Genomic DNA, 21,181 nt, shown 5'->3' with positions numbered 1-21,181 from the left:
GCGCTACTTCCGCATCACGGCGGGCTCATGGCGCCGCAGCAGCCACAGGACGAGCAGTCCGAAGACCACCGACAGCGCCACCAGCATGCCCATGTTCGTCAGCCAGGCCGCGGCGGAGTGCTCGAACAACGGGTCGCGGGCCTGCTCACCGGGCACGATCGCGGCGAGTGAGATGGTGCCCGCCATCGCGCCCAGCGCCCACCGGGAGGGCACCAGCCAGGCCAGCTGCTCGGCCACCGGCAGCCCGCTCACCTTCAGCAGCGCCCCGCAGAACACCACCTGGACGATGGCGAGGAGCACCAGCAGTGGCATGGTGACCTCCTCCTTGCGCACCAGCGCGGAGATCAGCAGCCCGAGCATCATCGCGGTGAACGACAGCAGCGCCACCGCGAGGGTGATCTCCAGCAGCGGGGGCATCAGCACCCCGCCGCCCGGCGCGCCGAGCCGCACCCCCGCGAGGGCCACCAGGGTCAGGACGACGGCCTGGAGCACGGTGATGGTGCCGAGCACCACCACCTTGGACATCAGATACGCGGATCTGGACAGCCCGACGGCGCGCTCCCGCTGGTAGATCACCCGTTCCTTGACCAGCTCCCGCACCGCGTTGGCCGCGCCGGTCAGCACCCCGCCGATGCAGAGGATGAGCAGCGCGTTCATGGCCGTCTCGGCGGTGAGCCGGCCACCGGCCAGCGCCCGGGCCATCGCGCCCATCACGAACGGCAGCGCGATCATGATGGCGAGGAAGGTGCGGTCGGCGGCGAGGGCGGCGGTGTAGCGGCGGACCAGGGTCCAGAGCTGGGCGCCCCAGCTCTGGGGCTTCGGCGCCGCGGCGAGGACGGCCGCCGCGTCGTCCGGCGCCGCCACCGGCGCGGGGACCGGCCGGTCCGGCGCGTCGTAGCGGTCGCGCAGCGGGGAGGTGGCGTAGGTGCCCGCCCAGTCCCGTCCGCGGTCGTTCTCGAACGCCTCGAACGCCTCCGGCCACTGGGTGAAGCCGAAGAACGGCAGCGCGTCCCCGGGCGGCCCGTAGTAGGCGATCCGCCCGCCGGGCGCCAGCACCAGCAGCCGGTCGCAGACATCGAGGCTCAGCACACTGTGGGTGACGACGATGACGGTCCGTCCGTCGTCGGCGAGCCCGCGCAGCATGTGCATCACCGAGCGGTCCATCCCCGGGTCGAGCCCGGAGGTCGGCTCGTCGAGGAAGAGCAGCGACGGCTTGGTCAGCAGCTCCAGGGCGACACTCACCCGTTTGCGCTGGCCGCCGGAGAGCTTGTGGATCGGCTGGCCCGCCCGCTCCTCCAGGCCCAGTTCCCGCATCACCTCGGCCACCCGGTCGCGGCGCTCCTGGGCCGCCGTGTCCTGCGGGAAGCGCAGTTCGGCCGCGTACCCCAGGGCGGCTCCCACGGTGAGCTGGGTGTGCAGGATGTCGTCCTGCGGCACCAGACCGATGCGCTGCCGCAGTTCGGCGTAGTCGTGGTAGAGGTCGCGGCCGTCGTAGAGGACGGTGCCACTGTCGGCGGGGCGCAGCCCGGTGAGCGCGCCCAGCAGGGTGGACTTGCCCGCTCCGCTCGGGCCGACGACGCCGAGCAGGCACTTCCGGCCGACGGGGAACGACACATGGTCGAGCAGCGTCTTGCGGCCCCGGTCCACGGTCACGGTCAGGTCCTGGACATCGAGCGAGACCTCGCCGGTGTCCACGTACTCCACCAGCTCGTCGTCGATCAGACAGAAGAGGGAGTGACCGATGCCGATGACATCGCCGGGGGTCACCGGGGCGCGGAGGACCGGGCCGCCGTTGAGGAAGGTGCCGTTGTGGGAGCCGGCGTCGAGGATCTCGTGGGTGCCGTCCGGGTGGGCGAGCAGTTCGGCGTGGTGGCGCGAGACGGTCAGATCGTCGATGACGAGGTCGTTGTCGCCGCTGCGTCCGATGCGGACGGTGCGGGCGGGCAGCGGGCGCACGGAGGTCGGCCGGCGGAAGGCGCCGGTGGCGGCGGCCGGTGTCACCGGCGCGCACGACACGGAATCGGAGTCCGCGTCCGGATCGGCGGGGGAGCCGGGGACGGGAGGGGAGTCGGCGACGGAGGTGGCGGCGGGGACCGGGACCGGGGCGGGGGCCGGGGCGGCGATCACCGCGCGTGGTCCGTCCGCCGCGCTGCCGAACCGGATGACACTGCCGGGGGCGATGCCCCACTCGTGGACGCGTCGGCCGTCGGCGAAGGTCCCGTTGGTGCTGTCCTCGTCCTGGATCGTCCAGTGGCCCTCCCGGGACCGCACGATCGCGTGGTGCCAGGACACCCGGACGTCGTCCAGGACGATATCGCTCTCGGGGTCGCGCCCGACGCGGTACTCGTGGCCCGGGCTCATCACGGTGGAGCCGTCGTCCGTCATGAGGACGAGTTCGGGCGCGGTCGGAGCGACAGGCCGCTCTGCCATGCTCGAATTCTAGCGATTTATCCTGATGTTCGCCTGGGCGGCCCCGACGCTCCGCCCCGGCCCGGTTCACGCCCGGCTGAGCCGCAGGGTCAGGATCTGGAACGGCCGCAGGGAGACCGCCACCGAGTCCCCCGCCGCCGACAGCGCCACGGGCGCTGCCTCCACCGGCCGCTCCAGCAGATCGGTGACCCGTGCCCCGGCCACCGGGAACCCGGTGCGAAGAGTGGCCTCCGACCTGCCGCCCGTGCTCTCGTACAGCCGTACGATCACATCCCCGGAGCGGTCGTCGGCGAGCTTCACCGCCTCCACCGTCACCCCCGGGCCGTCGGCGCGCACCACCGGCTCCGCTCCCCGCGCGTCCGCCGTCCGCAGCGGCAGATTGAGCGCGTACCCCTCCGCGACCGCGTCCTCCACCGTCGCCCCGGGCAGCAGCGCGTAGGTGAACCGGTGCGGGCCCTGGTCGGCCTCCGGGTCCGGGACCCGGGGCGCCCGGACCAGACTGAGCCGGAGCGTGGTCGTCGTACCGCCGTCCTCGCGGGTGGTGCGCGAGACATCGTGGCCGTAGGTCGCGTCGTTGATGACCGCGACCCCGTACCCCGGCTCGCCGATGTGCACCCACCGGTGGTGGTACGCCTCGAAGCGGGCCGCGTCCCAGCTGGTGTTGGTGTGGGTGGGCCGGTGCACATGCCCGAACTGGATCTCCGATGTCGCCCGTTCGGCATGGATGTCCAGCGGGAAACCGGCCTTGAGGATCTTCTCCGTCTCGTGCCAGTCGATCTCCGTCTCGATGTCGATCCGGCGGCTGCCCGCCCGCACGGTCACGGTCTGGACGATCAGCGACCCGCTGCCGAAGGCCCGCTCCACCCGGACCGCCGCGAGCAGCGGCCCCGGCGCCGTGACCGTGACGGACTCCGCGCCCGTCAGATCGCTCCAGCGGCCCCGGTAGTGCTTGTCGATGTCCCAGGCGTCCCAGTGGTTGGGGAGATCGGTGTGGAGCCGCAGCAGATTCCCGGGCCCGGCCAGCACCTCGCGCCCGGCGCCGAGATCGCGCACGGAGGCGAGGGTGCCGTCCTCGGCGAACACGACCCGCACCAGCCCGTTCTCCACCACCCGGCCCGTCACCGTCACCGGCGCGGGGGCCGTCCCGGACGCGGGAGCCTCCCCGGGCCCGGGGGCCGCCCCCGCGCCCAGCGGCGCGCTGCCGCCCGCCGGCACCCGCGTGAACACCGGCCCGCCGGCCGTCACCACGACCTCGGCCCGGTCCCGGGGCCCGGCGTTGAACACCCGGGGCGCGCCCGGCGCGGGCCCCGCCGCCGACAGCGCCCCGGCGATCAGCGTCTCCAGCTCGCGCGCCACCCGGGCGTACTCCGCCTCGGCCTCCCGGTGCACCCAGGCGATCGAGGAGCCCGGCAGGATGTCGTGGAACTGCTGGAGCAGCACCGTCTTCCAGAGCCGGTCGAGTTCCTCGTACGGATAGGAGTAGCCGGGCGCCGCGAGCGCGGCGGCCGTCGCCCACAGCTCCGCCTCCCGCAGCAGATGCTCGCTGCGCCGGTTGCCCTGTTTGGTGCGCGCCTGGGAGGTGTACGTCGCGCGGTGGCCCTCCATGTACAGCTCGCCCGACCAGACCGGGGCGTCCGGGTACTCCGCCCGCGCGGCGGCGAAGAAGGCGTCCGGGTGCTCGATCGAGGCCCGTGCCGAACCTTCGAGGTCGGCCAGCCGCCGGGCCCGCTCCACCATCTCCCGGGTCGGACCGCCCCCGCCGTCGCCATGGCCGAAGGGGACCAGGGAGCGGGTGCCCGCGCCCTTGTCGCGGAAGTTGCGCACGGCGTGCGCCATCTCCCGGCCGGTCAGTTCGGCGTTGTAGGTGTCCACGGGAGGGAAGTGGGTGAAGATCCGGGTGCCGTCGATCCCCTCCCACCAGAAGGTGTGGTGCGGCAGCTGATTGGTCTGGTTCCACGACATCTTCTGGGTGAGGAACCACTCGTTCCCCGCCAGCTTCGCCAGCTGCGGATAGGCGGCGTTGTAGCCGAAGGAGTCGGGCAGCCACACCCCCTTGGTCTCGATGCCGAAGTGTTCCAGGAAGAACCGCTTGCCGTGCACGAACTGCCGGGCGACCGCCTCCCCGCCGGGCAGATTGCCGTCCGACTCCACCCACATCCCGCCCACCGGCACGAACTGCCCGGCGGCCACGGCCCGCTCCACCCGCGCCCACACCCCGGGGTGGTGGTCGCGGACCCAGGCGTACTGCTGGGCCTGGGAGCAGGCGAAGACGAACTCGCCGTACTCCTCGGCCAGCGCCGTCGCGTTGGCGAAGGTGCGCGCCGCCTTCCGCCGGGTCTCGCGGACCGGCCACAGCCAGGCGCTGTCGATATGGGCGTGGCCGACCGCCGACACCCGGTGCGCGCTGGCGTGCGCCGGGCGGCTCAGGGCGGGCCGCAGCACCCCCCGCACCTCCGCCGCCGAACCGGGGATGTCGTCCAGGTCCAGCGCGTCCATCGCCCGGTCCAGCGTGTGCAGCAGCTCATGGCGGCGCGGCTCGCCGTCGCCCAGCTCCAGCGCCAGCTCCCGCAGCACCCCGAGGTCGAGCGAGAGCTGCCAGACCTCCTCGTCCAGGACGCACAGCCCGGCGGCGGTGAAGGTGTACAGCGGGGTGTCACCGGCCGTGGCCGGGTCGCCGAGCGGGGTCGGCACAAAGCCCCGGCCGAGGATGTCCGGGTTGGACGCGGCCTCCATCAGGAAGTCGATCCGCTCGCCGCCGGCGGCCCGCCGGGCCACCGGAACATAGCGGTTCCGCGGATTGACCGCCTTGAGCGGGGTGCCGTCGGCGGTGTGCACGAGCGCCTCGGCCTGGAAGCCGGGGCCCGCACCGGTGAAGCCGAGATCGAAGACGGCCTCCACCCGGCGGCCCGCCCACCCGGCCGGCACCTCGCCCCGCACCCGGAACCAGGTGGTGCCCCAGGGCGGACCCCAGGCGGTGCCCATCGGGAACGGCTCGTACCGCTGGGCCGCGGCCTCGGCGAAGGGCACCGGCTCGCCCGGCGCCTGCCAGGAGGACACCTCGCAGGGCAGGGAGAGGGAGTGGACGGCGGGCTGGATGCGCTGGACGAGGAGACGCTCGACACGGTCCTCGATCCGGCGTCGTTCATCGTGCATACCCTGCTGTCTACCCCGCCGGCCGGCCTCCTACCGCCCGGCCGGTTGTGCGCCCCGGAGCCCTCCCGCCGCCCGGCCGCCCCCCGCCGTCCGCGCTCCGCCGGCCCGCCCTCCGGGGCTACCGGCGGAGATACGCGAGCCCGGGGTGGGCGGCCGTGTACGCCTCCACCAGCCGGCGGGCGACGGTCACCGAGTCCACCAGCGGATGCAGCGCGAACGCCGCCACCGCCCGGTCCCGCGACCCGCTCTCCGCCGCCGCCAGCACCTCGCGCTCCACCGCCTTCACCGCGCACACCAGCCCCGCCGCGTGGTCCGGCAGAGGGCTCACGGAGACGGGGTGCGCGCCGTTGGCGTCCACCAGACACGGGACCTCCACCACCGCGTCCGCGTCCAGCACCGACAGGGTGCCCCCGTTGCGCACATTGAGGACGAGGGTGGTGCGCCGGTCGTGCGCGATGGCCCGCATCAGCGCCAGCGCGACCTGCTCGTAGCCGCCCGACTCCAGATCGGCGGCCTCCCGTTCGCCCGCCCCCGCCGCCTCCCGGTTGTGCGCCATATAGGTCGCCTCGCGCTCGGCACGGGTCCGGTCCCAGGCGGCCAGCGCCGGGGTGCCGGGGCGCTCCATCTCCGCGTAGAAGCGGTCCTGCTGCTCCCGCAGAAAAGCCCCCCGGGTCCGCTCGGCCTCCCGGTAGGCGCGGACCGTCTCCCGGTTGAAGTAGTAGTAGTGCAGATACTCGTTGGGGATCGCGCCCAGCGCGCGGAGCCAGTCGGCGCCGAAGAGCCGGCCCTCCTCGAAGGAGCCGAGCAGTCCGGGGTCGGCCAGCAGCCGGGGGAGTTCGTCGCGGCCCGCCACCCGCACCCCGCGCAGCCAGCCGAGGTGGTTCAGGCCCGCGTAGTCGTAGAAGGCCGTGTCCGGGTCGGCGCCCAGCGCCCGGGCGACCCGCCGCCCGAGGCCCACCGGGGAGTCGCAGATGCCGATCACCCGTCCGCCCAGATGACGGGCCATGGCCTCGGTCACCAGGCCCGCCGGGTTGGTGAAGTTGATGACCCACGCGCCGGGCGCGACACGGGCCACCCGGCGGGCGATCTCCTCGGCCACCGGCACGGTCCGCAGTCCGTACGCGACACCGCCCGCGCCGACGGTCTCCTGGCCGAGCACGCCCTCGGCCAGCGCGATGCGCTCGTCGGCCGCCCGGCCCGCCAGGCCGCCCACCCGGATCGCGGAGAAGACGAAGTCCGCCCCGCGCAGCGCCTCGTCGAGATCCGTGGTCGCGGTGACCTCCGGCGCGTCCGGCACCCCGGCGGCCTGGTCGGCCAGCACCCGGGCGATGGCGGCGAGCCGTCCGGCGTCGGTGTCGTACAGCACGACCCGGGTGATCCGGCCCTCCGCGTGATCGCCCAGCAGGGCGCCGTAGACCAGGGGCAGCCGGAAACCTCCGCCGCCGAGCACCGTGAGCCTCATGCCTCCATCACCCTTCCTCCGCCTCTTCTCCCGTGCCACCGCCGCGCGGGCCCGGGCCGGGCGGATCGCCGGAACCGGTCCCGTGCGCCGGTCCCGTGCGCCGGTCCCGTGCGCCGGCCGCGCGCACCGCCGGCCGCGCGCCGGTCCGCCGGCCGCAGGCCCGCCCGATCCGGACAGTCGATCACGAATCCACCGGCGCCGGGGACCGGGTCCGGTCGAGACCCGCTGGGCGGCTTCCCCGCCGGTGGCGTCGGGCATGATCATTCAAGGTGTCCGCGGGCAATTCAGGACCGCGGCAAGAGCGCTTCCCCGGGGGAGTGGCACAGTGGAGGAGACAGACATGAGGACACGTCAGTTCGGCGGCCCACTCGTCCTCGCCACCGTCCTGCTCCTCGCCTCGGCCGGCCACGAGCTCAACGGGGGCAGCCCCAGCATCCCCTGGAGTATCGCCGGGCTGACGGCCGGAGTCCTCGCCGTGGCCGCGATCCGCGGGCACCGGGGCGTCTGAACCACGGGGCCGGACGGCGGGACCTCACCCGCCGGACCCGGGCCCCTGGAAGGCGTCCAGAATGCGCTCCGCCGCCAGGGTCGCCGTCAGCTCACCGTCCCGTACCCGCTCCTCCAGACCGGGGGCCAGGGCCCGCACCCCGGGGTGGGCGCGCAGCCGGTCCCGGAGTGTGTCGTGGACCATCGACCAGATCCAGTCGATCTGCTGATCGCGGCGCTTGGCGGCGAGCCGGCCGGTGGATTCCAGCAGGGTCCGGTGCTGTTCGAGACGGTCCCAGACCGTGTCGAGCCCCGTGGACTCCCGGGCGCTGCACGACAGCACCGGGGGTGTCCACGCCGCGTCCGCCGGGTGCATCAGCCGCAGCGCGCCCGCCAGTTCCCGCGCCGCCGAGCGGGCGTCCCGCTCATGGGGCCCGTCGGCCTTGTTCACCGCCACCACGTCGGCCAGCTCCAGGACGCCCTTCTTGATGCCCTGGAGCTGGTCCCCGGTCCGCGCCAGGGTGAGCAGCAGAAACGAGTCGACCATATGGGCCACGGCGGTCTCCGACTGACCGACCCCGACCGTCTCCACCAGCACCACGTCGTACCCCGCCGCCTCCACCACGGCGATCGTCTCCCGGGTCGCCTTGGCCACCCCGCCGAGCGTGCCCGACGTCGGGGAGGGGCGGACGAAGGCCGAGGGATCGGTCGCCAGCCGCTCCATCCGCGTCTTGTCACCGAGGATGGAACCGCCGGTCCTGCTCGACGACGGATCGACGGCCAGCACCGCCACCCGGTGGCCGAGCGAGGTGAGCATGGTGCCCAGCGCGTCGATGAACGTGGACTTGCCGACGCCGGGCACCCCGCTGATCCCCACCCGCCGGGCGGTGCCCGTGTACGGCAGCAGCTCGGTCAGCAGCCGCTGTGCCAGCACCCGGTGATCGGCCCGGGTGGACTCCACCAGGGTGATCGCCCGGGCGACCCAGGCGCGCGACCCCTCCCGCACCCCCTTGACATAGCTCCCGACCTCGGGGGACCGGCGCGTCGGAGGCCCGGCGGGCCCGGCCTCGGGGCTCATGAGAGCTCATGGCCGAGCGAGGCCGCCAGGGTCCGCACCAGGTCGTGCGCCGCGTCCGGGATGACCGTGCCCGGCGGGAAGACGGCGGCGGCCCCCGCCGCGTGGAGCGTCTCCACATCCTGCGGCGGGATCACCCCGCCCACCACGATCATGATGTCCTCCCGGCCCTCCGCCGCCAGCTCCTCCCGCAGCGCGGGCACCAGCGTCAGATGCCCCGCCGCCAGCGAGGAGACCCCGACGACATGGACATCCGCCTCCACCGCCTGCCGGGCCACCTCCCCGGGGGTCTGGAAGAGCGGGCCGACATCCACGTCGAAGCCGAGGTCGGCGAAGGCCGTGGCGATCACCTTCTGGCCGCGGTCGTGCCCGTCCTGGCCCATCTTGGCGACCAGGATGCGCGGCCGGCGGCCCTCCGCCTCCTCGAACCGCCCCACCAGCGCACGGGTGCGCTCCACCGACGGGGACTCGCCCGCCTCGTTCCGGTACACACCGGAGATGGTACGGATCTGGCCGGAGTGCCGCCCGTACACCGCCTCCAGGGCGTCGGAGATCTCGCCCACGGTCGCCATCGCCCGGGCCGCGTCCACCGCGAGCGCCAGCAGATTCCCCTCCAGGCCGGGCCCCGGTTCCCGCCCGGCGGCCCCGGTCAGCGCCTCCAGCGCCCGCCGGCACGCCCCCTCGTCCCGCTCCGCGCGCAGCCGGCGCAGCTTGGCGAGCTGCTGGGCGCGCACCGATGAGTTGTCGACCTTCAGCACATCGATCCGCTCATCCGTCTCCACCCGGTACTTGTTCACCCCGATCACCGGCTGCCGCCCGGAGTCGATCCGCGCCTGGGTGCGCGCCGCCGCCTCCTCCACCCGGAGCTTCGGGATGCCCGCGTCGATGGCGCGCGCCATGCCCCCGGCGGCCTCCACCTCCTCGATGTGCCGCCAGGCCCGGCGCGCCAGATCGTGGGTGAGCCGCTCCACATAGGCGCTGCCGCCCCAGGGGTCGATCACCCGGCACGTCCCCGACTCCTGCTGGAGCAGGAGCTGGGTGTTGCGGGCGATCCGCGCGGAGAAGTCGGTGGGCAGCGCCAGCGCCTCGTCCAGGGCGTTGGTGTGCAGGGACTGGGTGTGGCCCTGGGTGGCCGCCATCGCCTCCACACAGGTGCGGGTGACATTGTTGAAGACGTCCTGCGCGGTCAGCGACCAGCCCGAGGTCTGGCAGTGCGTCCGCAGCGAGAGCGACTTGGGGTTCTTCGGGTCGAAGCCCTTCACCAGCCGCGCCCACAGCAGCCGGGCCGCCCGCAACTTCGCGACCTCCATGAAGAAGTTCATCCCGATCGCCCAGAAGAACGACAGCCGGGGCGCGAACGCGTCCACGTCGAGCCCGGCGCCGAGCCCGGCGCGCAGATACTCCATGCCGTCCGCGAGGGTGTACGCCAGCTCCAGATCGGCCGTGGCCCCGGCCTCCTGGATGTGGTATCCGGAGATCGAGATGGAGTTGTAGCGGGGCATCCGCCGCGAGGTGAAGGCGAAGATGTCGGAGATGATCCGCATCGAGGGGCCGGGCGGATAGATGTAGGTGTTGCGGACCATGAACTCCTTGAGGATGTCGTTCTGAATGGTCCCGGCCAGCTTCTCCGGCGGTACGCCCTGCTCCTCGGCGGCCACGATGTAGAGCGCCAGAACGGGCAGCACGGCCCCGTTCATGGTCATCGACACACTCATCCGGTCGAGCGGGATGCCGTCGAAGAGCTGCCGCATGTCGAGGATCGAGTCGATGGCGACCCCGGCCATCCCGACATCGCCCGTCACCCGGGGGTGGTCGCTGTCGTACCCCCGGTGGGTGGGCAGGTCGAAGGCGACCGACAGGCCCTTCTGCCCGGCGGCCAGATTGCGCCGGTAGAAGGCGTTGGACTCCTCGGCCGTGGAGAACCCGGCGTACTGGCGGATCGTCCACGGCTGGTTGACGTACATCGTCGGGTACGGGCCGCGCAGATACGGCGCGATCCCCGGGTAGCCGGAGAGGAAGTCGAGACCGGCGAGATCCCGGTCCGTGTAGAGCGGTTTGACGGGGATGCCCTCGGGCGTCTCCCACACCAGATCGCCGGCCCCGCGGCCGGTGGACTCCTCGACCGCCGCGCGCCACTGGTCGTCGGAGCCGGACCCGGCGCCCTCGCCGAGCGCGATGCCCGTGAAGTCCGGAACGCTCATCACGCCACTCCCATCCGGTCGAGAGCCGAGGTCAGGACGGCGACCGCGTCACCGCCCGCGGCGACGAACGCGTCCACCCCGGCCCGTGTATATGTGTCCCGAAGCTCACCGGGCCGCCCCGCGAGGACGACCCATCCGGCGCCGGCCGCCCTCAGCGCCCCGGCGACCGGCGCCGCCTGGTCGGCGTAGAGCGCGTCGCTGGAGCAGAGGCAGGCCACCGCGGCGCCGGAGGCGCGGAAGGCGTCCGCCACGGAGGCGGCGTCGACGGAGACCGGGTCGTGGACCGGGTCGATCCCGCCGGCCCGGAAGAGCTGGGAGGCGAAGCCCGCGCGGGCGCTGTGCGCGGCGGCGGGGCCGAGGGCCGCGAGAAAGACGCGCGGGCGGGACCCGGTGGCGGCCAGATGCGCGTCCGAACGGGCCCGCAGCGCCTCGAACGCCTCATCGCGGCGGACCCGCGGCAGCCCGCCGCCGGGCGCTTCGGGCGCCGGGTCGCGCTCCACCGCCGCCTGGTCGAGCAGCGGGTACTCGCTCACCCCGGTGACCGGTTCGCGGCGCCGCGCGATGGCCTCCCGGCGCCGCTCCCAGGCCGCGCCGATCCGCTCGGCGACCAGCCCGCCGCGGAGCGCGGCGAGCTGACCGCCCGCGCGCTCGATCTCCTGGAACCACTCCCAGGCGGCGTGCGCCAGCTCGTCGGTGAGCCGCTCGACGTACCAGGAGCCGCCGGCCGGGTCGATGACCCGCCCCACATGCGACTCCTCCAGCAGGATCGTGGAGGTGTTGCGGGCGATCCGGCGGGCGAAGTCGTCCGGCAGACCGATGGCGTGGTCGAAGGGGAGCACGGTCACGGCATCCGCCCCGCCGACCCCGGCGGCCAGCGAAGCGACCGTGGTGCGGAGCATGTTCACCCAGGGGTCGCGCCGCGTCATCATCACGGACGAGGTCACCGCGTGCTGGCGCTGCGCCCCGGCGGCCGGTGCCCCGCAGACCTCGGCGACCCTGGCCCAGACCCGCCGGGCCGCGCGGAGCTTGGCGATCGTCAGGAACTGGTCGGCGCTGGCCGCGTAGCGGAACTCCAGCTGGCCGAGGGCCGCCGCCACGGGCAGCCCGGCACCGGTGAGCGCCCGCAGCAGGGCGACTCCGGTCGCCAGCGAGCACCCCAGCTCCTGGGCCGCGCTGCCGCCCGCCTCGTGGTGGGGCAGCGCGTCGACGGTCAGCGCCCGCAGCCCGGGCCGGGTGCCGTGGCAGAGCCGGGCGAGGTCCACGGCGGCCTCGGTGTGCCCCGCGACCTCCTCGTACGCGCCGGTCCGCGCGGCCGTCCCCAGAGGGTCGGCGCCCAGATTGCCGCCGGCCGCCGCCGTCACCTCCCGCTCGTCGAGGAGGCGCAGCAGCTCCCGGGCGGCGGGCTCGAAGCCGGCGCCCGCGTCGAGGACGACGGGCGCGAGATCGAGGAGGACGCCCTCCAGCGCGGTGGCGAGACCGGTGACCGGGATCGCCCGCGGTCCGACGGAGAGCCAGAGCGAGGAGACGCCGTTCTCCAGATCGGCGAGGACGGCCGCGTTGGTGCGCACCGGGTCCGGCCGCTCGTGCCGCTGGCGCACATCCCAGCCGGAGACGGCGCCGCCCTGCGGGGTGCCGCCGCGGACGAAGGGGGCGAAGCCCGGGAAGCCCGGGAAGCCGGCTGGTCCGGCGCCGGAGCCGCCGCCCGCCGTCTCCGCCGTGTAGAGGGGACGGGTGCGGAGCCCGTCCTCCAGGGGGGTGGAGAGCATGTCCTCGGCCGCCGCGTCCGGAACGTCCTTGCCCGACTTGCGCAGTACACCGGCGACCAGCCGCTGCCACTGCTCGTGGGAGGCATCGGGGAATTCGGCGGCCAGAGGGAACCCGTCATCGGGGAGGACCGTCATGCTCGGATGCTAGGACACGCGCATCGAGCGGCAGCAGAGGAGAGGGCTGTGACCTTGCCGACCACCCGCCGCTCTTGATCCTCTCCTGGAGGTGCACTACCCCCGGTACGCCCGTTCCGGCGCCCGCCCCCGGGCCCGCGCGGTGCCGCCGGTGGGGTGCCGCGTCGTCCTCCCGGCCGGCTCCGTGCCGCCTCCCGCGTCGACGTGTCCCGGACCCGGGCGCGTCGCGTGGCCGCCGGTGCGCACCGCCGCCCGTGTCGGCGCGCCCGCCGTTCACCGGTGGCCCGTGCCCTCCGCCGGCCGGGCGGACACCGCCGGGGCACCGGGGCACCGGGGCGCCGTCCTCCCGGCCCCCGCGCGGGGAATCCCCGCCGCCTCAGTGGGTAGGGCACGACCATGGCAGACTCCGGCACCGGCGCCCGGCCCGCACCGGCCTCCTTCTCACACCCCTGGGACCCGCCATGCGTATCGCACTGAGCCAGCTCACGTCCGCCCCCGACCCGGCGCGCAACCTCGTCGCCGTACGCGAACAGGCGCACCGCGCGGCCGAGTCCGGCGCGGCCGTCGTCGTCTTCCCCGAGGCCACCATGGCCTGCTTCGGCACCCCGCTCGCCGGCCTCGCCGAACCCCTGGACGGCCCCTGGGCCACCGAGGTGCGGCGGATCGCCGCCGAGGCCGGGATCGTCGTCGTCGCCGGGATGTTCACCCCGGCGGACGACGGCAAGGTGACCAACACCCTGCTGGTCACCGGACCCGGCGTGGAGACCTCCTACGACAAGATCCATCTGTACGACGCCTTCGGCTTCGCCGAGTCCGCCACCGTCGCCGCCGGCTCCAAGGTCGTCACCTTCGAGGTGGACGGTGTCCAGGTCGGCGTCGCCACCTGCTACGACGTCCGCTTCCCCGAGCTGTTCCGGGCGCACGCCGACGCCGGAGCCGTCCTCACCCTGCTCCCCGCCTCCTGGGGGGACGGCCCCGGCAAGCGCGAGCAGTGGGAGCTGCTCATCCGCGCCCGGGCACTCGACGCCACCCTCTGGGTCGCCGCCGTCGACCAGGCCGATCCGACGGCCTCCGGCGGTCGGGCCCCGTCCGGGAAGGCCCCGGGAGGTATCGGCCACAGCGCCGTCGTCGGCCCGGACGGCACGATCCGGGCCCGGCTGGAGGCCGCCCCGGGGCTGCTGATCGCCGATGTCGACCCCGAGGAGGTCGCCGCCGTGCGCAGGACCGTGCCGGTGCTCGCGAACCGCCGTCTCTGACCCCGGCGCCCCCGGCAGGCGTATCCCCGCCCGGTCCGGGCTATAGCTCCCGGTATGTGCTGGAGCGCGACGGCCGACCTGGTGGCGGGCACCGCCATCGGCGCGATCGGTGTGGTCTGTGTGGCGCGGGCGCGGCGGGCGCGCGATCTGCCGCTCGCCGCCCTGCCGCTGCTGCTCGGCGCGCACCAGATCGTCGAGTCCGTCCTCTGGCGGGCCGGGGGCGGCACCGGGCCCGCGACGGTCGCCTGGGCCGTGATCGCCCTGACCGTGCTGCCGCTGTGGCTCCCCATCGGCGTACTGCTCGCCGTGCGCCCCGCCGGCCGGGCCCGACTGGCCGTCCCGCTCGCGGCCGGGCTCGTCACCACGGCCGTCCTCGCCCACAGCCTGGCCACCCGGACGGTGACGGCCGAGATCCGCGGCCGTACGGTCGGCTATCTGCTGGACCTGCCCCACCCGCCGCTGATCGTCACCGGCTATCTGCTGGCCACCGTCGGCGCGCTGCTGCTCTCCGGCGACCCGGTGCTGCGGCTGCTGGGCGCCGTGGCGGGGATCGGGGCCGGGGTCTGCGCGCTGCTGTGGCGCGCCGAGTTCGTCTCCACCTGGTGCGCGCTCGCGGCCGTCGCGTCGGTCGTCGTCCTCGTCTGGGTGCGCCGGGGACCGCGCGTGCCCGCCGTCCGCGCGGGGAGCGGATGAGCGGCCGGCGGCCTTCCCTGACGGCCCTCGGCCGGGCAGGGGTCGTCATGACGGTGCCCGCGCGTGCGGCGGGGCGGCGGCAGGGGCGAGCGCGGGGTCCGAAGCCCGCGCGTGCGGCCGGGCGGCAGGCGTCACCGGGGGAGGGCCGGGGTCGGCACCGCGCGGGGCGCCACCCCGGCAGCACCGCCGCCGGACGGGTGAGCGGCGCCCTCCCGGCGTGCGCCGGAGCGGCGCCGTCCCGGCGTTTGCCCGCCCGCGTACCCACCGGCGGCGCGGGGCGTCCTCCGCCCGGGGCCGTGGGCGGGCGCGCGGTCCGGGTGGCCGGCCCGGCCGTCACCGGATGCCGGCGCGGCCAACGGATTGTCCGTTCACCGTTATTCCGGGAAATCGCGGGTACCCGACAGCCACATCGGACGCCGAACACCGAGGAGGACGCCACCATGACCATCGGCGGCGGCACCGCGCACGGGCCGTCCGGAGCGTGCGCCGGAGGAGGCCACAGAAGAAGTGGCGGAGAAAACGGCGGCGGAATCCGCGCCGTCCCGGGCCGCGCACCGGAACCGGCACCACGGGAACGGTCCGCCGGCCGAGGCCGGCGAACCGGGGAGGAGGACTGATCGGATGCGCCAGCCACCGCGACACCGGACCACCGTGCCGGGCGGCCGGGACACCATGGAGTGGCAGCGCGAGGCCGCCTGCACCGACGAGGACCCGGAGCTGTTCTTCCCCGTCAGCAACCTCGGCCCCGGCGCCGACCAGGTGGCCCGCGCCCGCCGGGTGTGCGAACGGTGCCCGGTCGCACAGGCCTGTCTCGACTGGGCGGTGCGCACCGGGCAGCGCACCGGGGTGTGGGGCGGGGTTCCCGCGACCCAGCGCCGGTCCGTACGCCACGGCGCGGACCGCGCCAGGACGGCGGGTGCGCGCTGAGCGCCCACGGGGGCGCGCCCCCCTGGCCGGTACGGACCGACCCCTGCCCGGTGGGTGTCCATCCCGCCCCGCCCGGCGGATGACCGTGCCGGTCGCGGCCCGCGCGTCCCCCGTCCGCCTTCCCCGTCCCCCCTACCGAGGAGACCGACCATGAACTCCCACCCGCCCGACCAGCCCGCTCCCCGGGACCGGACCGTCCCCCGGGACCCGCCCGACCAGCAGGCGCCCCAGGAGGACGACCGGCTCGACCTGCCCCGGTCCGCCACACCGGACGACGAGGCCGACCGGAGTCTCCCGGACGCCGACGCGCCGGGCGCGGGCCGCGGCGACACGGCGCGCAGCGGTTCCGTTCACCCCGAGCGCCCCGTCCCGGACGAGCCGTCCGGTTGAGCCGCCCGGCGGCCCCGACGTGCACCCGGCGCGGGGCCGGGTGAGCCTGGAGGGGAGATCCGGCCCCGTACCGCCGGGCGGGCCCGCGCGGACGGCACACCGGCGCGGCCGGGCAGGCCCACGAGGATCAGCGCACGGAGAGCGAGGAACCACGGTGAACAGCAGGGAGAACCCCGGCGCGCCGGTCGAGGTGACCATCACCGGATGCAGCAGGGAGGACGCCGACACCGTCTTCCATGTGCTCGGTGAGGCGTACGCGTCCGACCGCGCGGCCGACGACACGCCCGAGTACGTCTCCGAGGGGCACACAACGGTGTGGTCCGCGACCTTCGAGGTCACCGACGTCCGCCCGGAGGCCCGGCCGGTGCGGCTGGGAGCGCCCGTCGAGGCGGGGGTCCAGGGCGGCTACTGGGCGGTGGACCGGATGCGGGAGACCCTCGCCGCCTCCTTCGCCGTCCACGACGAGGGCATGGCCGCCGGCGACCAGGAGAAGGACGTCCAACTGCGGCTGGAGAGCGGCGGCGACGGGCGGCCCGGATAGCCGCCGGCGCCGCGAAGCCGTCCGCGAGCCGTCCGTGAGCCGTTCGCGAACCGTCCGCGAGGGGCCATGAGAGGCCGTGACGGGTCCGGGTGAGCCGTCCGCGGGAGCGGGGACGCACCGGACCCGGCCGACCGTACGGGGAAGTACGGGAGAACCCGGGCACAAATAAGGGGAGTACGGCAGAAGAGGAGCGCGTCATGCCCATCGCCACGGTCAACCCCGCCACCGGGGAGACCCTGAGGACCTTCGACGCGCTCGGGGCCGACGAGGTCGAGCGGCGGATCACCCGCGCGCACGACGCCTTCACCGCCTACCGCGCCACCGGCCTCGCCCACCGCGCCCGGCTGCTGGAGCGCGCCGCCGACCTGCTGGACGAGGAGCGGGCCGCCTGCGCCCGCACCATGACCCTCGAAATGGGCAAGCCCGTCGCGGCGGCCCGCGCCGAGGCCGCCAAGTGCGCGAAGACGATGCGCTGGTACGCGTCCCGGGCCGCGGAACTCCTCGCCGACGAGCACCCCGCCCCCGCCGACACCGAGGACTCGGGGGCCGCCCGGGTCGTCGTGCGCTACCGGCCGCTCGGCCCCGTCCTGGCCGTCATGCCGTGGAACTTCCCCCTCTGGCAGGTCGTCCGGTTCGCCGCCCCCGCCCTGATGGCGGGCAACACGGTCCTCCTCAAGCACGCCTCCAACGTCCCGCAGACCGCCCTCCGCCTGGAGGACCTCTTCCGGCGCGCGGGCTATCCGGAGGGCTGCTTCCAGACCCTGCTGGTCGGCTCCGGCGCGGTGGAGGGCATTCTCCGCGACCGCAGGGTCGTCGCGGCCACCCTCACCGGCAGTGAGCCCGCCGGGCGCTCCGTCGCCGCCATCGCGGGCGACGAGGTCAAGCGGACCGTCCTCGAACTGGGCGGCAGCGACCCCTATCTGGTGATGCCGTCGGCCGACATCGACCGGGCGGCGGCCACCGCCGTCACCGCGCGGACCCAGAACAACGGGCAGTCCTGCATCGCCGCCAAACGGTTCCTGGTCCACACCGACGTCCACGACGCCTTCTGCGACCGCTTCACCGAGGCCATGCGGAGCCTGACCGTCGGCGATCCGCTGGAGGAGTCCACCGACATCGGGCCGCTCGCCCTGGAGCAGGGCCGCGCCGACCTGGAGGAGCTGGTGGACGACGCCGTCGGCCGCGGCGCGCGGGTGCTCACCGGCGGCCGCAGACCACCGGAGAGGACCGAGGGCTGGTTCTACGAGCCCACCGTCCTCACCGGTATCGACGCCACCATGCGCATCCACCGGGAGGAGACCTTCGGCCCGGTCGCCACCGTCCACCGGGTCGCGAACGCCGCGGAGGCCGTCGAGCTGGCCAACGACACACCCTTCGGGCTGAGTTCCAGCGCCTGGACGCGCGACGAGGACGAGATGGCCCTGTTCGCCCGGGACATCGAGGCCGGCGGTGTCTTCTTCAACGGCATGACGGCCTCCCATCCCGCGCTGCCCTTCGGCGGAGTCAAGCGCTCCGGCTACGGCAGGGAGCTGTCCGGCCACGGCATCCGCGAGTTCTGCAATGTGACCACGCTCTGGTACGGCCCCGGCAGCTGACCCGGGCCCGGCCCGGCCGCCGCACGCTCAGACCCGTCCCACCGCCCGCTGGTCCGCCGCCACCGGCACCTCCAGCGCCCGGGTGCGTGCCTGCGGGTCGATCCACTTCACCGGCACCGGGTCGAGGAACGCCTCCGCGTGCGAGACATGCCCGCGGGGGCCGAGCGCCGACGGCTGGGGATCGCGGATCAGCGCCTCCTCGGGCAGCCCGTTGCCGAAGAGCAGCTCCGCCGTCTCCTCGACGAACCGCACCGGCCCGCAGAGGTAGACGCTCTCCCCGGCCCAGTCCCGGCGCGCCCGCAGATGGGTGTGGAGCCGTTCCGCGGCCCGCGTCGGGCCCTCGCCGCGCTCCTGGTACCACCAGTAGGCGCTGAGACAGGGGTGGTCGCGCAGCAGGCCGTCGAGGAAGGCGCCGTCGTAGAAGTGGGCCTCGCCCCGTGCCACGGCGTCGATCCGGATGCGGGGCGCGGGTCTGCGGGCGAGCAGTTCTGCCAGGACCGGTTTGACCGGGGCCCAGCCGGTGCCCGCGGCGATCAGGGTGACGGCCGCGGTCCCGGGCGGCGGGGCGAGCGCCGACCCCGACGCGGCCCCCAGGCGCAGCTGCTGACCGGCCCGGGTGTGGTCGCAGAGCACCGTGCTGAGCTGCCCGCCCGGCACCCGGCCGACATGGAACTCCAGAATCCGCTCCCGGTCGGGCGCCTCCGCGCCGCCCGCCAGCGAGTAGGGCCGCCACACCCCCGGCAGCGCGCTGTGCTCGACGGTGGCGTACTGCCCCGGCAGCCACGGGTAGGGGGTGCGGACGGCGGCGCGCACCACGGCGGTGTGGTCGCCGTGCAGCCGGTGCGAGACGACGGTGGCCGACCAGAACGCCGGCTCGTGGGCGGCCTCGGAGCGGCGCGCGCCCGCCGCCATGGCGGCGGCGATGGAGCCGTACACCCGCCGCCAGGCCTCCTCCGTCGCCGTGTCCCAGGTGTAGGGGGTGTGGTGCCGGACCGCGGCGATCAGGCTCTCGCCGACCGCCGCGTAGTCCTCGTCCACCACCCCGAACCTGCGGTGGTCCCGGCCGAGCCGCTCCAGATGACCGGGGAGCCCGGGGTGCCCGAGATGGTCCACCGCGTGGACCAGCGCCGCGTACAGCCGCTCGTACTGGTCGGCCATCACGGCGGGGAAGAGCGTCCGCAGATGGGGATGGTGGGTGAACAAATAGGCGTAGAAGTAGCGGACCACATGACTGGCCCGCCGTCCGGCGCGTTCCAGACTGTCCCTGACCACCAGACGGTCGTGGGCGGTGCCGTCATCCATGAAGATCCCCCGGGGCTGCACGGTTGCGCTTCAGTGCGACGCGCGACTAGTGCCTGAGGGAGCGCACCGTATCAACTCGACGGCGGAAAAGAGCCGTTGGGCGCGGAATATGTTCCAGCGGGAGCGGAATCGGTACGGGGCCCCCGCCGGGTGGCGGGGGCCCCGTACCGGGGGAATCAGATGCCCTGCCAGTCGGGCTTGGAGGCGTAGGTGGCGCGGAAGTAGTCGGCGAGCTTGAGCTGGGAGGCGGCGGCCTCGTCGACGACGACCGTGGCGTGCGGGTGGAGCTGGAGCGCCGAGGCGGGCACCAGGGCCGCGAGCGGGCCCTCCACGGCGAGCGCCACGGCGTCGGCCTTGGCCTCGCCGGTGGCCAGCAGCACCAGGTGGCGGGCCTCCAGGATGGTGCCGATGCCCTGGGTGATCACATGGTGCGGGACCTCGTCGAGGCTGTCGAAGAACCGCGCGTTGTCCCTGCGGGTCTGCTCGGTCAGCGTCTTGATCCGGGTGCGGGAGGCGAGCGAGGAGCAGGGCTCGTTGAAGCCGATGTGCCCGTCGGTGCCGATGCCCAGCAGCTGGAGGTCGACGCCGCCCGCCTCGGAGAGGGCGCGGTCGTAGGCGGCACAGGCCGCCGCGACGTCCTCGGCGCTGCCGTCGGGCCCGATGAAGGACGCCTCGGTCAGCCCCAGCGGCTCGACCACTTCGCGCAGCACCACCGAGCGGTACGACTCGGGGTGCCCGGGGGGCAGCCCCACGTACTCGTCGAGCTGGCATATCCGGGCCCGGGACGCGTCGGCCTCGGCGGAGCGCACCTTGGCGGCGAGGGCTTCGTAGATCGGGAGCGGCGTCGAGCCGGTGGCGACCCCCAGCAGGGCGTCGGGCTTGCGGCGCAGCAGGCCGGCCATGGCGTCGGCGATGAGCTCGCCGCCGGCGGCGGCGTCCGGAACGATGACAACTTCCACGAAGATCCCTGTCTCTGTGTGCGTCTCGGTATGCGCAATGGTGTAGACCAATCTACCGGGTGAGCGGGCCATCTGTCGCGTACCCTCCGGCGCGCCCGGGCCGGGGTCTCAGAACAGGGGGAGCTGCCCGGGGAAGAGCGGCACGACGGCACCGTCCAGGGTGGGCCGCAGAGCGGAGTCGTACGGAGCCTGCCGCCGCGACCCCGGGCAGGAGACCATCTCGGCCGCGACCCGGGAACCCGCCGGGTCGTGCCGGGCGAACCGCCCCGCGACAACGGCGATCTCACGGCGGCAGACGGTGCACAGACGACGAGGAGCGGACATTCCCTCAGTCTGCCAGCCCTGGTGGGCTGCTCCGGCGTGTGGGCCGCGCCCTTTCAGCCCCCGCGTGTCGATCCACACCACTCCAGCCCCCGGCGTCGAGCCGCCGCCCTCCCCCTCCGGCCTTCGGGCAGCACCCCTCAGCCCTCCGGCGGGTGGGCAGCACCCCTCAGCCCTCCGGCGGGTGGGCCGCACCATTTCAGCCCCGCCGGCGTTTGAGGCGCGGGGGTTCGGGGGCCGGCCCCCGACCGTGGCCCGCGGCATGCGGGCACCTGTCGCACAGGGTCCGTCCTCAAACGCCGGACGGGCTGGGTTTGTGCGGGCTGCCTGTGGTGCGGGGTCCGTCCTCGAACTCCCCCAGAGCTGCCTCTGGGAGGTGCCCCCGGACGGGCTGGGGGTGCCAGGTGCGGGGTCCTGTGCCGCAGGGGTGGTCCTCAGGCGTCGGGCGGGCCCGGGTTTGCCCGGGTTGCCTGTGGGGCGGGAGCCGTC

Annotated in this window: 16 protein-coding genes; 7 read left to right on the top strand and 9 right to left on the bottom strand. The window is 74.6% G+C overall.

Annotation, left to right across the window (positions count from 1 at the left end; translation table 11 throughout):
* Positions 1-3 precede the first annotated feature (3 nt).
* From ACWCRA_RS19245 to ACWCRA_RS19235, 3 genes are all read right to left on the bottom strand, one after another.
* A complete protein-coding gene (locus ACWCRA_RS19245; RefSeq protein ID WP_451068131.1) occupies positions 4-2,430 on the bottom strand; it encodes an FHA domain-containing protein in 2,427 nt (808 codons plus the stop codon).
* Between the two features lie 66 nt (positions 2,431-2,496).
* Positions 2,497-5,583, bottom strand: a complete 3,087-nt coding sequence (locus tag ACWCRA_RS19240) for an alpha-mannosidase (RefSeq protein ID WP_451068130.1) — start codon at positions 5,581-5,583, stop codon at positions 2,497-2,499.
* Between the two features lie 118 nt (positions 5,584-5,701).
* Entirely contained in the window at positions 5,702-7,045 is a 1,344-nt protein-coding gene (locus tag ACWCRA_RS19235) for a 6-phospho-beta-glucosidase (protein WP_451068129.1), read from the bottom strand.
* Positions 7,046-7,385: 340 nt separating this feature from the next.
* Here ACWCRA_RS19235 and ACWCRA_RS19230 point away from each other — a divergent pair, with 340 nt between their 5' ends.
* Positions 7,386-7,553: a hypothetical protein gene (locus ACWCRA_RS19230; RefSeq protein WP_451068128.1), complete on the top strand. Its 168-nt coding sequence runs from the start codon at positions 7,386-7,388 to the stop codon at positions 7,551-7,553.
* Between the two features lie 24 nt (positions 7,554-7,577).
* Here ACWCRA_RS19230 and meaB read toward each other — a convergent pair whose 3' ends face one another.
* From meaB to ACWCRA_RS19215, 3 genes are read right to left on the bottom strand one after another with little or no spacing between them, the layout of a single operon-like run.
* On the bottom strand, positions 7,578-8,609 hold the full coding sequence (meaB, locus tag ACWCRA_RS19225; RefSeq protein WP_351545974.1) for a methylmalonyl Co-A mutase-associated GTPase MeaB: 1,032 nt from the start codon (positions 8,607-8,609) through the stop codon (positions 7,578-7,580).
* Positions 8,606-10,807: a methylmalonyl-CoA mutase gene (scpA, locus tag ACWCRA_RS19220; protein WP_351545977.1), complete on the bottom strand. Its 2,202-nt coding sequence runs from the start codon at positions 10,805-10,807 to the stop codon at positions 8,606-8,608. The genes meaB and scpA overlap by 4 nt, the downstream gene beginning before the upstream one ends.
* Positions 10,807-12,708 (bottom strand): methylmalonyl-CoA mutase family protein, encoded by a 1,902-nt coding sequence (locus tag ACWCRA_RS19215; RefSeq protein WP_451068127.1) that lies wholly within the window; start codon positions 12,706-12,708, stop codon positions 10,807-10,809. The genes scpA and ACWCRA_RS19215 overlap by 1 nt, the downstream gene beginning before the upstream one ends.
* A 461-nt stretch (positions 12,709-13,169) precedes the next feature.
* Between ACWCRA_RS19215 and ACWCRA_RS19210 the strand changes: the two genes are divergently transcribed.
* The 6 genes from ACWCRA_RS19210 (at position 13,170) to ACWCRA_RS19185 (ending at position 18,110) form a co-directional block, all read left to right on the top strand.
* On the top strand, positions 13,170-13,964 hold the full coding sequence (locus ACWCRA_RS19210) for a carbon-nitrogen hydrolase family protein (RefSeq protein ID WP_351545982.1): 795 nt from the start codon (positions 13,170-13,172) through the stop codon (positions 13,962-13,964).
* A 54-nt stretch (positions 13,965-14,018) separates the two neighbouring features.
* Positions 14,019-14,657 carry a DUF6629 family protein gene (locus tag ACWCRA_RS19205; RefSeq protein ID WP_351545985.1) on the top strand — a complete coding sequence of 213 codons (639 nt, stop codon included), beginning with the start codon at positions 14,019-14,021 and terminating at the stop codon, positions 14,655-14,657.
* Between the two features lie 672 nt (positions 14,658-15,329).
* Positions 15,330-15,584, top strand: a complete 255-nt coding sequence (locus tag ACWCRA_RS19200) for a WhiB family transcriptional regulator (RefSeq protein WP_351546243.1) — start codon at positions 15,330-15,332, stop codon at positions 15,582-15,584.
* Between the two features lie 150 nt (positions 15,585-15,734).
* Entirely contained in the window at positions 15,735-15,974 is a 240-nt protein-coding gene (locus ACWCRA_RS19195; protein ID WP_351545988.1) for a hypothetical protein, read from the top strand.
* A 154-nt stretch (positions 15,975-16,128) separates the two neighbouring features.
* Entirely contained in the window at positions 16,129-16,515 is a 387-nt protein-coding gene (locus ACWCRA_RS19190; RefSeq protein WP_351545990.1) for a hypothetical protein, read from the top strand.
* A 197-nt stretch (positions 16,516-16,712) separates the two neighbouring features.
* Complete coding sequence (locus tag ACWCRA_RS19185; RefSeq protein WP_451068126.1) at positions 16,713-18,110, top strand: NADP-dependent succinic semialdehyde dehydrogenase; 1,398 nt, start codon at positions 16,713-16,715, stop codon at positions 18,108-18,110.
* Positions 18,111-18,137: 27 nt separating this feature from the next.
* Here the strand turns inward: ACWCRA_RS19185 and ACWCRA_RS19180 are convergent, their stop codons facing one another.
* The 3 genes from ACWCRA_RS19180 to ACWCRA_RS19170 all read right to left on the bottom strand — a co-directional run bounded on the left by ACWCRA_RS19180 (position 18,138) and on the right by ACWCRA_RS19170 (position 20,695).
* Positions 18,138-19,412 (bottom strand): globin domain-containing protein, encoded by a 1,275-nt coding sequence (locus ACWCRA_RS19180; protein ID WP_351545995.1) that lies wholly within the window; start codon positions 19,410-19,412, stop codon positions 18,138-18,140.
* A 176-nt stretch (positions 19,413-19,588) separates the two neighbouring features.
* Positions 19,589-20,371, bottom strand: coding sequence for a glucosamine-6-phosphate deaminase (locus ACWCRA_RS19175; protein WP_451068125.1), 783 nt, complete (start codon positions 20,369-20,371; stop codon positions 19,589-19,591).
* 108 nt (positions 20,372-20,479) lie between these two features.
* Positions 20,480-20,695, bottom strand: a complete 216-nt coding sequence (locus ACWCRA_RS19170) for a hypothetical protein (RefSeq protein ID WP_351545999.1) — start codon at positions 20,693-20,695, stop codon at positions 20,480-20,482.
* Between the last annotated feature and the right edge of the window lie 486 nt (positions 20,696-21,181).

The sequence above is a fragment of the Streptomyces sp. NPDC001889 genome (genome assembly GCF_053594535.1).
The sequence above is the reverse complement of the archived record's forward strand: the minus strand, read 5'-3'. Positions and strand labels throughout refer to the sequence as shown.